The organism is Streptomyces sp. NPDC045846 (assembly GCF_056431605.1).
The window spans coordinates 710665-725331 of record NZ_JBWKKJ010000002.1 but is presented as its reverse complement, the minus strand read 5'-3'; the positions used below and the strand labels follow the sequence as shown (position 1 = coordinate 725331).

Annotated in this window: 14 protein-coding genes; 9 read left to right on the top strand and 5 right to left on the bottom strand. The window is 72.9% G+C overall.

Annotated elements, in window-relative coordinates:
* Positions 1-94 precede the first annotated feature (94 nt).
* Positions 95-1264, bottom strand: coding sequence for a steroid 3-ketoacyl-CoA thiolase (locus AC07F3_RS08180; RefSeq protein ID WP_479111613.1), 1170 nt, complete (start codon positions 1262-1264; stop codon positions 95-97).
* A gap of 237 nt (positions 1265-1501) precedes the next feature.
* On the opposite strand from AC07F3_RS08180, the gene AC07F3_RS08175 reads away from it, so the two are divergent.
* The 5 genes from AC07F3_RS08175 to AC07F3_RS08155 all read left to right on the top strand — a co-directional run bounded on the left by AC07F3_RS08175 (position 1502) and on the right by AC07F3_RS08155 (position 5695).
* Entirely contained in the window at positions 1502-2749 is a 1248-nt protein-coding gene (locus AC07F3_RS08175; protein ID WP_479111611.1) for a cytochrome P450, read from the top strand.
* Between the two features lie 80 nt (positions 2750-2829).
* Complete coding sequence (locus AC07F3_RS08170; protein ID WP_479111609.1) at positions 2830-3810, top strand: phosphotransferase family protein; 981 nt, start codon at positions 2830-2832, stop codon at positions 3808-3810.
* A gap of 63 nt (positions 3811-3873) precedes the next feature.
* Positions 3874-4584, top strand: a complete 711-nt coding sequence (locus tag AC07F3_RS08165; RefSeq protein WP_479111607.1) for a pyridoxamine 5'-phosphate oxidase family protein — start codon at positions 3874-3876, stop codon at positions 4582-4584.
* A 222-nt stretch (positions 4585-4806) separates the two neighbouring features.
* A complete protein-coding gene (locus AC07F3_RS08160; protein ID WP_114035504.1) occupies positions 4807-5133 on the top strand; it encodes an antibiotic biosynthesis monooxygenase family protein in 327 nt (108 codons plus the stop codon).
* A gap of 58 nt (positions 5134-5191) precedes the next feature.
* Positions 5192-5695, top strand: a complete 504-nt coding sequence (locus AC07F3_RS08155) for a GNAT family N-acetyltransferase (RefSeq protein ID WP_479111605.1) — start codon at positions 5192-5194, stop codon at positions 5693-5695.
* A 12-nt stretch (positions 5696-5707) separates the two neighbouring features.
* Here AC07F3_RS08155 and AC07F3_RS08150 read toward each other — a convergent pair whose 3' ends face one another.
* A complete protein-coding gene (locus AC07F3_RS08150) occupies positions 5708-7777 on the bottom strand; it encodes an MDR family MFS transporter (protein ID WP_479111603.1) in 2070 nt (689 codons plus the stop codon).
* Between the two features lie 193 nt (positions 7778-7970).
* Here AC07F3_RS08150 and AC07F3_RS08145 point away from each other — a divergent pair, with 193 nt between their 5' ends.
* Positions 7971-8846: a peptidoglycan-binding domain-containing protein gene (locus tag AC07F3_RS08145; RefSeq protein ID WP_479111601.1), complete on the top strand. Its 876-nt coding sequence runs from the start codon at positions 7971-7973 to the stop codon at positions 8844-8846.
* Between the two features lie 196 nt (positions 8847-9042).
* A complete protein-coding gene (locus AC07F3_RS08140) occupies positions 9043-9705 on the top strand; it encodes an HAD-IA family hydrolase (RefSeq protein ID WP_479111600.1) in 663 nt (220 codons plus the stop codon).
* A 79-nt stretch (positions 9706-9784) separates the two neighbouring features.
* On the opposite strand, the gene AC07F3_RS08135 is transcribed toward AC07F3_RS08140, so the two are convergent.
* Both AC07F3_RS08135 and AC07F3_RS08130 read right to left on the bottom strand, forming a co-directional pair.
* The gene (locus AC07F3_RS08135) at positions 9785-10366 is read right to left on the bottom strand and encodes a TMEM165/GDT1 family protein (protein WP_479111598.1); all 582 of its coding nucleotides are present in this window, start codon (positions 10364-10366) and stop codon (positions 9785-9787) included.
* Between the two features lie 257 nt (positions 10367-10623).
* Positions 10624-11376, bottom strand: a complete 753-nt coding sequence (locus AC07F3_RS08130; RefSeq protein WP_479111596.1) for an ABC transporter permease — start codon at positions 11374-11376, stop codon at positions 10624-10626.
* 230 nt (positions 11377-11606) lie between these two features.
* Here AC07F3_RS08130 and AC07F3_RS08125 point away from each other — a divergent pair, with 230 nt between their 5' ends.
* Together AC07F3_RS08125 and AC07F3_RS08120 are read left to right on the top strand one after the other, a co-directional pair.
* The gene (locus AC07F3_RS08125; RefSeq protein ID WP_479111594.1) at positions 11607-13286 is read left to right on the top strand and encodes an alkaline phosphatase D family protein; all 1680 of its coding nucleotides are present in this window, start codon (positions 11607-11609) and stop codon (positions 13284-13286) included.
* 82 nt (positions 13287-13368) lie between these two features.
* Positions 13369-13827 (top strand): DoxX family protein, encoded by a 459-nt coding sequence (locus AC07F3_RS08120; RefSeq protein ID WP_479111592.1) that lies wholly within the window; start codon positions 13369-13371, stop codon positions 13825-13827.
* 78 nt (positions 13828-13905) lie between these two features.
* Here the strand turns inward: AC07F3_RS08120 and AC07F3_RS08115 are convergent, their stop codons facing one another.
* A complete protein-coding gene (locus AC07F3_RS08115; RefSeq protein WP_479111590.1) occupies positions 13906-14511 on the bottom strand; it encodes a superoxide dismutase family protein in 606 nt (201 codons plus the stop codon).
* Positions 14512-14667: the final 156 nt, after the last annotated feature.

The following is a 14667-nucleotide window of genomic DNA, read 5'->3' as shown; positions in this document are numbered from 1 at the left end:
GGAAGAGCCTGTCTTCTCCCCCTGCCCCGCCGACATCCGACGAGCCCCCGTCCGCCGAGGGGGCCTGGCAACACCCCGAGGCCCCGCCCGGAAGCTACAGGCGCTGGATGATCGTGCCCGTGGCCAGCGCCCCGCCCGCACACATGGTGATCAGCGCGAACTCCTTGTCCCGCCGCTCGAGTTCGTGCAGCGCCGTCGCGATGAGACGAGCCCCGGTCGCCCCCACGGGATGCCCCAGCGCGATCGCGCCCCCGTTGACGTTCACCTTCTCCAGGTCCTGCTCGAAGACCTGCGCCCAGCTCAACACCACGGACGCGAACGCCTCGTTGATCTCGACGAGGTCGATGTCCCGCAGCGACATGCCCGCCTTGCCGAGCACCGCCCTGGTCGCGTCGATGGGACCGTCGAGGTGGAAGTGCGGGTCGGCCCCGACGAGGGCCTGGGCCACGATCCGCGCCCGGGGCCTGAGCTTCAGCGCGCGGGCCATCCGCTTGGACGCCCACATGATCGCCGCCGAACCGTCGGAGATCTGCGAGGAGTTGCCCGCCGTGTGCACCGCCGTCGGCATGACCGGCTTCAGCCGGCCGAGCGCCTCCATCGAGGTGTCGCGGAGCCCCTCGTCGCGGTCGACGAGGCGCCACATCCCCTGCCCGGCGGCCTGCTCCTCCTCCGTCGTGGGCACCTGCACGGCGAACGTCTCCCGCTTGAAGCGCTCCTCGGCCCAGGCCACGGCCGCCCGCTCCTGCGACAACAGGCCGAGCGAGTCGACCCGTTCGCGGGTCAGCCCCCGGTTGCGGGCGATCCGCTCGGCTGCCTCGAACTGGTTGGGGAGGTCCACGTTCCACTCGTCGGGCCACGGCTTGCCCGGCCCGTGCTTAGAGCCGGAGCCCAGCGGCACCCGGGACATCGCCTCGACCCCGCAGCTGATCCCGACGTCGATGACACCCGCCGCGATCATGTTGGCGACCATGTGGCTCGCCTGCTGCGAGGAGCCGCACTGGCAGTCGACGGTGGTCGCGGCGGTCTCGTACGGCAGCCCCACCGCGAGCCAGGCGTTGCGCGCCGGGTTCATGGACTGCTCGCCCGCGTGGGTGACCGTGCCGCCGACGATCTGCTCGACGCAGTCGGCGTGGATGCCGGTGCGGCCGAGGAGTTCGCGGTAGGTCTCACCGAGCAGGTAGGCGGGGTGCAGATTGGCGAGCGCGCCCCCGCGCTTGCCGATGGGGGTGCGTACGGCTTCGACGATGACGGGTTCCGCGGCCATGAGCTCGTCCTCTCCTGACACAGCCGCTGGGTGTCCCGGCACCGCACGGCCACGAACTGATACGCGTTCTAGTTCTGAGTGCAGTCTTATGAGAGCTACCCCGGGTACGCAAGGGTTGTGCACGGCCCGCATGGGGAGTTCAGTGGGCAACAGATGCCGCCGCGGGCCTTGCTACTTGTAGAACCCGTTACTACCTTTCGGACAACTTCTGATGGACCGTCAGACATGGAGTGGCCGATGCGTTGCCCCCACCTGCCCGACGGGTTCGACTTCACCGACCCCGACCTGCTCCAATCCCGCGTGCCGCACCCGGAGTTCGCCCAGCTGCGCCAGACGGCCCCGGTGTGGTGGTGCGCCCAGCCGACCGGCATCTCCGGCTTCCAGGACGACGGCTACTGGGCGGTGACGCGGCACACCGACGTCAAGTACGTCTCCACCCACCCGGAGTTGTTCTCCTCCAACACCAACACCGCGGTCATCCGCTTCAACGAGTCGATCAGCCGCGAGCAGATCGACGTCCAGAAGCTGATCATGCTCAACATGGACCCGCCGGAACACACCCGGGTCCGCCAGATCGTCCAGCGCGGCTTCACGCCCCGCGCGATCCGCTCCCTGGAGGGCGCGCTGCGCGACCGCGCCCGCTCCATCGTGGACACGGCGCTGTTGGAAGCCAACAAGAACGAGGGAGCCTTCGACTTCGTCACCAACATCGCGGTCGAGCTTCCCCTCCAGGCCATCGCCGAACTGATCGGCGTCCCCCAGGAGGACCGGACCAAGATCTTCGACTGGTCCAACAAGATGGCGGCGTACGACGACCCGGAGTACGCGATCACCGAGGAGATCGGCGCCGAGGCGGCGATGGAGCTGGTGTCGTACGCGATGAACCTCGCCGCGGCCCGCAAGGAGTGCCCGGCCAAGGACATCGTCTCCCAGCTGGTCGCGGCCGAGGGCGAGGGCAATCTGCTCTCGGACGAGTTCGGCTTCTTCGTGATCCTGCTCGCGGTGGCGGGCAACGAGACGACCCGCAACGCGATCAGCCACGGCATGCACGCCTTCCTGACCCACCCCGACCAGTGGGAACTCTACAAACGCGAGCGCCCCGTGACGGCCGCAGAGGAGATCGTGCGCTGGGCCACCCCGGTCGTCTCCTTCCAGCGGACGGCGACCCAGGACACCGAGCTGGGCGGCCAGAAGATCAAGGCGGGCGACCGGGTGGGCCTCTTCTACTCCTCCGCCAACAACGACCCCGAGGTCTTCGACGAGCCGGAGCGCTTCGACATCACCCGGGACCCCAACCCCCACCTCGGCTTCGGCGGCGGTGGCCCGCACTTCTGCCTGGGCAAGTCGCTCGCGGTCCTCGAAATCAACCTGATCTTCAACGCGGTCGCCGACGTCCTGCCCGACCTGCGCCTGGCCGGTGACCCGCGCCGACTGCGCTCGGCCTGGCTGAACGGCATCAAGGGCCTTCAAGTGACGCGTAGTTGACCCCCGGAGCCGGGAGGCAGGGGCCATCCCCCCTACGCCCCGCCCCTGTCTCCTTCCGGGTGGTTCGTTACGCTCGTCCCATGATCGACGGGGTGGACACGGGGCAGGGCCGGGACGCGACCCGGCGGTGGGTGGAGCGGAGCGTGGGCGCGCGCGTCGAGCGGGCGGTCACCCTGCACGGCGGGCTGAGCTGCGAGGTGCGGCGCCTGGACATCGGCGGCGACCGGCCCCGTTCCGTGGTGCTCCGCTCCTTCACCGACGACTTCCACCTGGCGGACGCCCCCGCGATGCTGACCCGCGAGGCGGACGTCCTGACCCTGCTCGGCCGCACCGGGGTGCCCGCGGCCGAGCTCGTCGCCGTCGACCCGGACGCCGCGCACTGCGACCACCCCTCGCTGCTCATGTCGCTGCTCCCGGGCCGCGTACGCCTCGACGAGGCGGGGGCCGACGAGCGCGCGCCGCTCCTGGCCCGCCAGCTCCTCGCCATCCATCGCGTCCAGGTCGCCGAGGCCGAGCGGCCGCGCGTCTGGGAGGCGTGGACCTCGGCGGAGGAGGTCGAACTGCCCGAGGCGACGCGTCGGCCCGAGGTCTGGCGGCGCGCCGTCGACGCCATCCGCCGTCAGCCTCCCCCGTACCGGCCCGCTTTCCTGCACCGCGACTTCCATCCCGGCAACGTCCTGTTCAGCGGCGCCGGGGACGGCCTGCGCGTCAGCGGCGTGGTCGACTGGGTCGAGACCTCCTGGGGCCCCGCCGACCTCGACGTGGCCCACTGCTCCACCAACCTCGCGCTGCTCCACGGCCCCGCGGCCGGTCTCGCCTTCGCCGGGCAGTACGTCGCCGCGGGCGGCGAGCTGGCCGCGACCGCCCGCGATCGTCAGTACTGGCGGCTCCTGGACGCCCTCGCCTTCGCCCCGGACGCCGAGGACGTCGCGCTCCCCTGGCAGGCGCTCGGCCGCACCGACCTCACCCAGGAGCTCGTCGCCCAGCGCCTGGAGGACTACCTCCAGGCCGTGCTCGACGACGGACCCGATTCCGGTGTCCCGGAGCCCCACGCCTCTTGATCCCTCACGTCCCCCACTGAAACAGTTGACCGAGAAGCCTCTCGCAACTGAATCGGCAGGAAAATGGACACACAGCGACAGGATCAGCACGCCCGGCGAATACCGTCCGAGCTGGCCGTCACGGAGCGGACCCGTCATCGGCGGCTCCGCGACCAGGGCAGCACGCGGGTCGAGGACCTCGACGCGATCCTGCGCGCCGGGTTCGTCTGCCACCTCGGGGTCGTCGTCGACGGCACGCCCATGGTGGTGCCGACCGTGTACGGCGTCGACTTCGACAGCCGCACGCTGTTCGTGCACGGCTCGGTCGCCAGCCGCAGCATCGTGCGGGCACCGGGGGCCACGGTCTGCGTGACCGTCACCCACGTCGACGGTCTCGTGCTCGCCCGGTCGGTGTTCGAGCACGGCGTCAACTACCGCAGCGCGATGGTCTACGCCGTGCCCCGGCTGATCACCGAGGGGGACGAGCTCCTGCACGGCCTGCGGGTCCTGACCGAGCACTGCGCGCCCGGCCAGTGGGACTACGCCCGACGGCCCAACTCCAAGGAACTGGCGGCCACTTCACTGCTCGCGCTGCCACTGGACGAGGCGTCCGTGAAGGTGGCCGCGGGCCCGCCCGAGGACGGGGACGGCCCCGACGGGGAGCTCGGCCTGTGGGCCGGGGTGGTGCCGCTGCACACCCGCTTCGGCGCGCCCGAGCCCGACCCCGCGCTCCCGGCGGGCATCTCCGTGCCCGATCACGTCGCGGCCCTGGGCGGCGGCAACTCGGTGGGCTGACCGCCACGACGACGCGTTGCTGACCCCCTGCGGGATTCCGGCACGGCTGGTGGCCGCGGGCGGCGCGGCGCTCGTGCTCGCGGCGGCGTGCGGACCCGCCACGGGCGGCGGGCGACCGGCGCCCGTCCCCTCACACCGCTTTGACCTGCGCCTGTAGCAGACTGATCCCCGATGGACGAGCCGAAGGCGCCACCCCGGCGGCCTTCCGACGAGAGGTGTCGCGTGGCCAGCGTCGTAAAGATCAACGTACTGACCGTGCCGGACGAGCAGCGCGAGGTGCTCGAAAAGCGGTTCGCCGCGCGGGCGGGGTCGGTGGAGAACGCGGACGGGTTCGAGTGGTTCGAGCTGCTGCGGCCCGCCGAGGGAACAGATCAGTACCTCGTCTACACCCGCTGGCGCAGCGAGGAGGACTTCCAGAACTGGATGGCCACCTCCATGCGGGGTGCGCACGGCGGCCAGGGCGAGGGCGGCGAGCGGCCCAAGCCCGCCGCGTCCGCGTCCACGCTGTGGTCCTTCGAGGTCGTCCAGCAGGCCGAACCCAAGGCGTGAGCGCGGGGGCCGATTAATTCGGTGGCCACGCCGGTCCCGCCCGGGATAGGCAGGGCCCATGAGTTGGATCATGGCTACCGAGCGGCCCGACACCCCCGACGCGAGCCTGCTGCGGCGCGACTACTACGACGAGGTGGCGAGCCGGTGGTACGGCCGGCCCGCCACCGCCGAGGAGATCGAGCAGGGCCTCGCGGACGACGGGTCCGGTCAACTGCGGCCGCCCACCGGGGACTTCGTGGTCGGCCGGTACGAAGGACGCCCGGCGGCGTGCGGGGGTGTCCTGCTGTTCGCCCGGGCGCCCGTGATCGACGGCACCGCCCCGGCGACGGCCGAGCTCACCCGCGTGTTCGTCCGCCCCTTCGCGCGCGGGACCGGGGGCGGGGCGGCGCTGCTCTCGGCCCTGGAGGACGCGGCCCGGCGGCTCGGCGCGCGACGGCTCGCCCTGGACACCCGGCACGACCTGGTCGAGGCACGCGGCCTGTACGCGAAGCACGGCTACCGCGAGGTGGCCCCGTACAGCGAAGGCCCGTACAGGGAGCGGTGGTTCGCCAAGGAGCTGTGATCCGGGAGGGGCTCAGCCGACGGGGCCGTCGCTCCTTCCCCGGGCCATGTGGTCGCGGGGCGCGGCAGGGCCGGTCGGACGTTCCGGGTCCGAACCCGACAGCTCCGACGACAGTTCCGCCACCAGTTTCACCAGGTCCGTCGGGCGCTCCGGGCCCCACCAGTCGCCCAGGAGCTCGGCGAGCGACTCCTCCCGCGCCGCCGCCAGCCGGACCGCGACCTGATGGCCCCGGTCCGTCAGCACCATCGGCATGCCCTCGCGCCGGGCGAGGCCCCGCTCCTCGACCTGGCGGGCCGCCTCGGTGATGACGTGCAGCGGTACGGGGCTGCGCTCGGCGAGCATGCCGGGTTCGGCGGATCCGTACTTCCTGATGCGCAGGAGCAGCCAGCTCGCCGCCGGGAGGAGGTCCAGGTCGGCCTTCTCCGTGATCGTCTCGTAGATCGCGCGGCGGCCCTCGCGCGTGCCGAGGACCGACAGGGCGCGTGCGCACTCGTCGTAGGAGGACCGCTCGACGGGGTTCGAGGCGAGCGTCTGGCTGGTGTCCGGCGCGGTCACCGCGCCCCGCAGCTTGTCCTCCTTGAGCAGCCACGCCGTCAGGAAGGCGACGAGGACGACGGGCGCCGCGTACAGGAACACGTCGGTGATGGAGGAGGCGTACGCGTGCAGCACCGGTTGCCGTGCGGCGGGCGGGAGTTGGCCGATCGCACGCGGGTCGGCGGCGATGGTGCCGGGGCCGACGCCCGGCGGGAGCGGCTGCCCGGCCAGTGCGTCGGAGAGCTTGCCGGTGAGCCGGTTGGTGAAGATCGTGCCGAAGATGGCGACGCCGAACGAGGCTCCGATGGAGCGGAAGAAGGTGGCGCCGGAGGTCGCGACGCCCAGGTCCGCGTAGTCGACGGCGTTCTGCACGACCAGGACCAGGACCTGCATGACCAGGCCGAGGCCCGCGCCGAAGACGAAGAAGTAGACGCTCATCTCCCAGGTGGGGCTCGTCTCGGTGAGCCGGTGCAGGAGCAGCAGGCCGAGCGTGGTGACCGCCGTGCCCGCGATGGGGAAGACCTTCCACCGCCCGGTGCGCGACACGACCTGTCCGGACGCCGTCGACGTCAGCAGCATGCCGAGGACCATCGGCAGCATGTGCACGCCGGACATGGTCGGCGAGACGCCCTGCACGACCTGGAGGAACGTCGGCAGGTACGTCATCGCGCCGAACATCGCGAAGCCCACGATGAAGCTGATGACCGCGACGAGCGTGAACGTACGGATGCGGAACAGCTTCAGCGGCAGCACCGGCTCGACCGCCTTGCGCTCGACCGCGACGAAGGCGGCGAGCAGCACCGCGCCGAGCACCGCGAGCCCGATGATCTGCGCCGAGCCCCAGGCCCAGGTCGTGCCGCCGAGCGAGGCGACCAGGACCAGGCAGGTCGCCACCGAGGCGATGAGGAAGGTGCCCAGGTAGTCGATGGTGTGCCGGGTCCCGCGCACCGGGATGTGCAGGACGGCGGCGATGACGAGGAGCGCGATCACGCCGATGGGCAGGTTGATGTAGAACACCCAGCGCCAGCTGAGCTGTTCGGTGAAGAACCCGCCGAGCAGCGGGCCGAGCACACTGGTGGCGCCGAAGACCGCACCGAACAGGCCCTGGTACTTGCCGCGTTCGCGCGGCGAGACGATGTCGCCGACGATCGCCATGGAGAGCACCATCAGGCCGCCGCCGCCCAGGCCCTGGAGCGCGCGGTAGCCGATCAGCTGCCCCATGTCCTGCGCGATGCCGCACAGCGCCGAGCCGATGAGGAAGATCACGATCGCGGCCTGGAACAGCTTCTTGCGGCCGTACTGGTCGCCGAGCTTGCCCCAGAGCGGCGTCGCGGCGGTGGAGGCGAGCATGTACGCCGTGACGACCCAGGACAGGTGCTCCATCCCGCCCAGCTCGCTGACGATGGTGGGCAGCGCGGTCGAGACGATGGTCTGGTCGAGCGCGGCGATCAGCATGCCGAGCAGCAGCGCGCCGATGGCGACCAGTACGGTCCGCCGTTCCTGCCCCGCACCGGGGGCGACGGTGGCGGGAGCTGAACCCTGAGCCATGGTCACGTCCCATCCGTGTGTGTGCCGCGAGTCGCTCTCCCCATCTTGATCGGAATGTGGAGATATGGCCTGCCGGGACCGGCCGCACGGCCCGGGTGCCCCGGGGCCGCCGGGCATAATCGCTCGCAGCCCATGGGGAGGGGACCCGACGATGACCGGACACGGCTGTCCTGAATGCGGTGCGGAACGCGGGGTGGACGGCAGACCCGGCTGCGACTGCGCGGAGCGCGCCGCCGAGACCCTGCACGCCGAGCGCTCGGCCGAGGCCGCCGCCGCGGAGGACTTCGACCCGCTGCGGATCCGGCCGTACGTGATGCTGCCGAACGCCTCGGTGGGGCCGGACCGGGAGCCGCCTCCCGTCCCCGCCACCGAGCGGACCATGCGCCTCGCGGCGGTGCCCGCCCACCAGGCCCCGCCCACCGGCTCCGAGCGCCCCGAACCCCCCGAAGCGGACGCCCCGGGCCTCGCCGAGGCGCCCCGCAGGCGCCGCCGTACAGCCGCGGTGGTCATCGGCGCCGCCGCCGCGGTCGTCATCGGCACGGCGGCGTTCGCGAGCACCCTGTTCGCCGGGAACGCCACGCCGAAGCAGGCACTGCCCGCGGCCGCGGACAGCGGCGCTCCCTACAGCGGCACCGACACCGCGTCGGCCGCGGCCCCCTCGGCCGCCCCGTCGCGTACGGCGAAGGCGACGCCGAGCCACTCCCCCTCGGCGCGGCCCTCGCCGTCGCCCTCCGCGTCCAGGGCCGCCTCGCCGACGGCGTCCAGGTCCGCGCCCCCACCGTCCGCACCGGCCTCGGTCGCACCCGCGAGCTCCCCCGGCGGCAAGCCGCTCGCGCCGCCGCCGGGCACGACGCTGCGGCGCGGCGACAGCGGCCCCGCGGTGCTCGAACTCCAGCAGCGGCTGGCCCAGTTGGGCCTGTACACCGGCAGCACGGACGGCACCTTCGGGTCCCGTACGGAGCGCGCGGTGCGCGACTTCCAGTCGTACACGGGCATCGACGGCGACCCGGCCGGCGTCTACGGTCCGCCGACCCGCCGCGCCCTGGAGTCGATGACCGACCAGCCGTAGGCGGCCGCCGCCCGAGCCCCGGCCGCCCCGTGCCGACGTACCGCCCGAGCGGGCAGGAGGGGGGCGGGTGGCACAAACCGCTCCGCGTTTTGTATCGTGGAGGAACAAAGTGATCCCTGCCTGTACTCCCTGACCGGCGGGCGGGGATCACCTTTGTGTTTCTGCGCCCCCCGCTCCCGCGCCCTGGAGTCCGCCGATGTCGGCCACCACCGTCCTGACCGCCCGCGCCTTCCTGTTGGACATGGACGGCACGATCGTGAACTCCGACGCCGTCGTGGAGCGCTGCTGGCGCCGCTGGGCCGAGCGGCACGGCCTCGACCCGGAGGCGGCGCTCAAGGTCGTCCACGGCCGCCAGGGCTACGCCACGATGGCCGTGCTGCTGCCGGACCGGCCGATGGAGCAGAACCACGCGGACAACAAGGTGATGCTCGCCGAGGAGACCGCGGACACCGACGGCGTCGTGCCGGTGGCCGGGGCCCCCGCCTTCATGGCCGCCCTCGCCGGACACCCGCACGCCCTGGTGACCTCGGCCGACGCGGCGCTCGCCCGGGCCCGCATGACGGCCGCGGACCTGCCGATGCCGGACGTGCGGGTCACCGCCGAGTGCGTGGGCGCGAGCAAGCCGGACCCGGAGGGCTTCCTCAAGGGCGCGGCCGAGCTGGGCTTCGACCCGGCTGACTGCATCGTCTTCGAGGACTCGGAGGCCGGGATCGCGGCGGGCCGGGCGGCCGGGATGCGGGTCGTGGGCGTGGGCCCGCGCGCGCACGCCCACGAGCCCACCGCGTACGTCCCGGACCTGACGCACCTGACCGTGACCGCCGGGGCGGACGGCACCCTGCGCCTGGAGATCCACGGCTGACCCAGCCCGTACCACCCCATGAGCGAACGGCCCCCGGCCTACCCCGGGGGCCGTTTTCACGTCCGAAGCCCCGCGGGGCTCAGCCCGCGATGGCCTCGAACAGGCTGAACCCGGCGAGCGCCAGCATCAGGCAGGCCGCCACCTTGGTGATCAGGCGCAGCGGCACGTGCTTCATCAGGGTGCGGCCGCCCACGATGCCGAGCCCGGCGACGGCCCACAGGCCGAGCACCGCGCCGATGCCGACGGACAGCGGGTTGTCGTAGCGGGCGGCCAGGTTGGCCGTCATGATCTGGGTCAGGTCACCGAACTCGGCGACCAGGATCAGCATGAAGCCCGCCCCCGACACCTTCCAGAACGACTGGTCGGCGGGCGCCTTCACCTCCTCGTCGTCCTCGTCCTTCTTGAAGAGCAGCATCGCCGCGCCCGCGAGGAAGAGCACGCCGACGATCGCCTGGAGCAGCCGGTGCGGCAGCAGGGTCAGCACGCTGCCCGCCGCGATGGCGAGCACCACGTGGACCGCGAAGGCGACCGCGACCCCGACGAAGACGTACGAGGCCTTGTAGCGGGTGCCGAGCATCAGTCCCGCGAGCGCGGTCTTGTCGGGGAGTTCGGCAAGGAAGATCACGCCGAAGGTGATCGCCATGATCGTGAAGCTGAGCACGGAAGGGGTTCCTCAATCGGTCGGGCGCGGCCGTACCGAGAGCAGTTCGGAGCTGAATCCGGGGTCGCTTCGGCACGGCAGCGCCATGAATGGTCATGGTCACTGCGGCCGAAGGTCTCGCTGGCGGGTCCCTGACGGGCACGCGCCTCCGGGCGCCGGCCGGGGACCCCTGGGGGATCCGGCAGTATGTCGACGTTCCGGCGAAGAGCTACTCCCCTTCTGCGCCCTCAAGGGTACGGCATGCCTCGCGCACCCCATCAGGGACCAAGGTCCCGTACGTCCCGGTGCACCCTGCCCCGGGCGACGAGTTCGAGCACCACGGACACCGCTATCGCCTGGACGGCCATGAGCGCGACCAGGACGAAGAGCTGGACCGCGCCCGCCTGCACGGGCGAGGCGCCGCCGAGCAGCATGCCCACGAACGCGCCGGGCAGCGTGACGAGCCCCACGGTCCTGGTCTGGTCGAGGCCGGGCAGCAGCGCGTCCGAGGCGGCGGGCCGGGCGATCTCCAGGCGGGCGTCCCGGTCGAGCAGGCCGAGCGCCATCCCGGCCTCCACCTCGCCGCGCCGCGCGGTCAGCTCGTCGAGCGCCCGGCGCCCGCCGAGCACGGTCGCGGTGAGCGCGCCGCCGATGAGGATGCCGGTGACCGGGATCAGCGCGATGCCCTTGACCGGGACGAGCCCGGTGAGCAGCAGCGCCGCGACCACCGGGACGACTCCGGCCGCGATGGGGGCGGCCGCCCACCACCAGGTGGTGTTGGCGGTCATGCGGCGGCCCGCGGTGCGGACCGCGACGGCGAACATCAGCGTCAGGAATCCCAGCAGCAGCGGCAGGGAGCCGACCACCCAGTGGATCGCCAGGGCGACCACGGCGAGCTGAACGGCCGCCCGCACCCCGGCGATCAGGATCTCGCGGTACCGCCCCAGGTGCGCGGCCGCGGCCACGCCCGCGGCGAGGAGGAGCAGGGCGACGAGAACGGCCCCGAGCGTGACGTTCACCGGCAGCAGCACGCGCCCACCGTACGACGGGCGCCCGCCCCGAGCGGCCCGGGCGGACGGCGCGTCGGTGCCACCCCCGCCCGGAGGCGGGCCGCCGCGCGGCGCCCCGTGTCCTCGCCGCCGGACGTGCCGGGCAGCACACCGCTCCCTCAACCGCCGCCTCCGCAAAGGCCGTTGAAACCTGTCGGACCCCCGCGTCGTTCCGTACCGTACGAACGGACCGGCGACAGAGGGGGCATCACATGGCCGGGCTTCGCCTGGGGCCGCTGCTGCGGTACGTGGATCCGCGGGGGTCCGCCACGGTGTGGGTCGAGGCGGACCGGCCCTGCACGGCCCGGGTGCGCTGCGCCGACGGCACCGAGGGCGCCTCCCGTACGTTCCAGATCGCCGGGCACCACTACGCGCTGGTCCCGCTGGACGGGCTGACTCCAGGCCCGGCCACCGCGTACGAGGTGCTGCTCGACGAGCGGCCGGTCTGGCCGCCGCCGGAGTCCCGCTTCCCACCGAGCACCATCGCGGTCCCGGCCGACGGCTCCGGGCGGCTCCGCGTCACCTTCGGCTCGTGCCGCCGCGCGCCCGAGCCCGGCGGCACGGACGCGCTGGACGCCCTGGCCTCGGGGCTCGCGGCCGACCCGGCGGCCGAGCGGCCGGACCTCCTGCTGCTCCTCGGCGACCAGGTCTACGCGGACAGTGTCTCGGCGGACACCCGGGCCTGGCTGGCCGCGCGCCGCGATCCGCGCGACCCACCGGGCGCGCAGGTCGCGGACTACGAGGAGTACACCCGGCTGTACTACGAGTCCTGGCTCGACCCCGAGGTGCGCTGGCTCCTGTCCACCGTCCCGAGCTGCCACATCTTCGACGACCACGACGTGATCGACGACTGGAACACCAGCGCCGCCTGGCTCGCCGAGATGCGCGCCACCCCCTGGTGGCAGGAGCGGGTGGTCAGCGGGCTGATGTCGTACTGGGTCCATCAGCACCTGGGCAACCTCTCACCCGCCGAACTCGCCGCCGATCCGCTGTACGCGCGGGTACGGGCCGTGCCGGACGGCACGGAGGCGCTGCGCGAGTTCGCCGCGCTCGCCGACGCGGACCCGGCGGCCGTGCGCTGGAGCTACCGGCGCGACTTCGGCCGCACCCGGCTGGTGATGGTGGACACCCGGGCGGCCCGCGTGCTGGCCGAGGGGCGGCGGGCGATGCTCGACGAGGAGGAGGCGAAGTGGCTGTGGTCACAGGTCCCGGCACCGGGCACCTGTGACCACCTCCTCATCGGGACCTCACTGCCCTGGCTGCTCCCGCCGCTCGTCCATGACGCGGAGGGCTGGAACGCGGCGCTGTGCGCGGGCTCGCGCGGGCCGCGCTGGGCGCGCATCGGAGAGAACCTGCGGCGGCGGGCCGACCTGGAGCACTGGGCCGCGTTCCCCCGCTCGTTCGGGCTCCTCGCCGAGCTGATCGCCACGGCGGGGTCCCAGGCCGGCGCTCCGGCCACCATCAGCGTGCTGTCGGGTGATGTGCACCACGCATACGTGGCGGAGCCCTTCTGGCCAAATTCCGCGCCCCACCTCACGTCGCACGTGGCGCAGTTGACGTGTTCGCCGGTCCACAACTCCGTTCCGGCCCCCGTGCGGGCCGGATTCTGCTTCGGCTGGAGCGGCCCGGGGCGCGGTCTCGGCCGCGCCCTGACCCGGCACGGACGCGTGGTCCGGCCGCCGCTCGACTGGCGCAGGACCGGCGGACCGTGGTTCGGCAATCAGCTCATGACCCTTACGCTGCACGGCCGTTCGGCGCGGCTGCGGCTCGATCGGGCGCGCCGCGCCAGCCGTTGGCGAATTGGTCCAGTCCAACTGAAAACCATTCTGGATCGGCCACTCACCCCCGGCGGCACGCCTGGCTCAATTCACCCAGCCGAAACAAGACATTAAGAATGTTGAACTTGCAAGCACTACTGAGGGCTGCCTAACCTGTGGGTCCCATCGGTCACGTCCCCCACCGAAGGAGCCCCCCATGGCCTCCCCCACGCTCGATGCCGAGCGCGCGCGTCCCTACGCGCTCGCCCTGTTCCGCATAGTCATCGGCCTCCTCTTCGCCTGCCACGGCGCCGCCTCCCTGTTCGGCGTCTTCGGCGGAGCGGCGGGCGGCGGCTCGATCCCGGCGGGCACCTGGCCCGGCTGGTACGCGGCGGTGATCCAGCTCGTCGGCGGCATCCTGGTGCTGACCGGCCTCTTCACCCGCGCCGCGGCGCTGGTCTCCTCCGGCTCGATGGCGTACGCGTACTTCAGCGTCCACCAGTCCAACGCGCTGCTCCCCCTCCAGAACGGCGGCGAGGCCTCCGCGATGTACTGCTGGGCGTTCCTGCTCCTCGTCTTCACCGGGCCCGGCGCGCTCGCCCTCGACCAGCTCCTGGGCGCCCGACGCGCCGCCGGACCGGCCGCCGACACCCAGCGCGAGACCGTCGCCGCCTGAGCGCGGCCGGGGCCCCGGCCCCAACACCCGCCCCGCTGCCCGGAGTTCAGCCGCGGAACTCCGGGCAGCGGCAGGTCGTCAGCCGGTGGCGCGCGGCGCCTTCGGCGCGGCGAACGGCACCGTGAAACAGGCGAGCCGGTCCCCCTTGCCGCCGGGCTCCCGGTGGATCACCACCGAGTTGGCCTCGCCGGGCCGGAACCCCCAGGCGTGGTGCGCGACCGCCGCGCCGTCCCCGTGCGCGTCGGACGTGAAGTCCAGCCACACCTCGTTGGCCGGGCCGGGCAGCGGCGCGGCCGAGTCCCGGTAGTGGTCCCCCGCGTCCTTGGGGCTGCCGCCGCAGGGAGCCCGGTGCACATGCACGCCGTAGGCGTGGCCGGGCGCCAGACCGCGCACCCGCAGCGCCACGGTCGTCCCGCCGGGCTCCTCCCGGCCCGCCCGCCCCGCGTCCCGCACCCCCACCGTCCGCTGCTCCACCCCGATCCACGCACCGGCCGGTACGAGGTCCATGGCGTACGTCACCGCCGGGGAGGGGACGAAGGCGCCGGGCGGCGCGAACCGGGCCTGCGCCCGCAGCCGCACCGCGTCCCCGGGCGCGCCACCGCCCGCGCCCTGGCCCGCCGCACCAGCGGCGAACACCGCGAGCGCCGCCACCCCGGCCTGCACCGCGGACATCCTCGACACCATGCTCCACTCCCAACGATCGTGTCCCGCTCGACTCTCCCTGTGCTGTAACACCAGCCACCCCTGACAGAAACCCCCAGAGGCCCAGGCGTACGCTGTACGGCTGTACCGCCGCCCCTGCCGCTTCCCCGCGACACCGCGGTATTCAGTCCCGGGGAA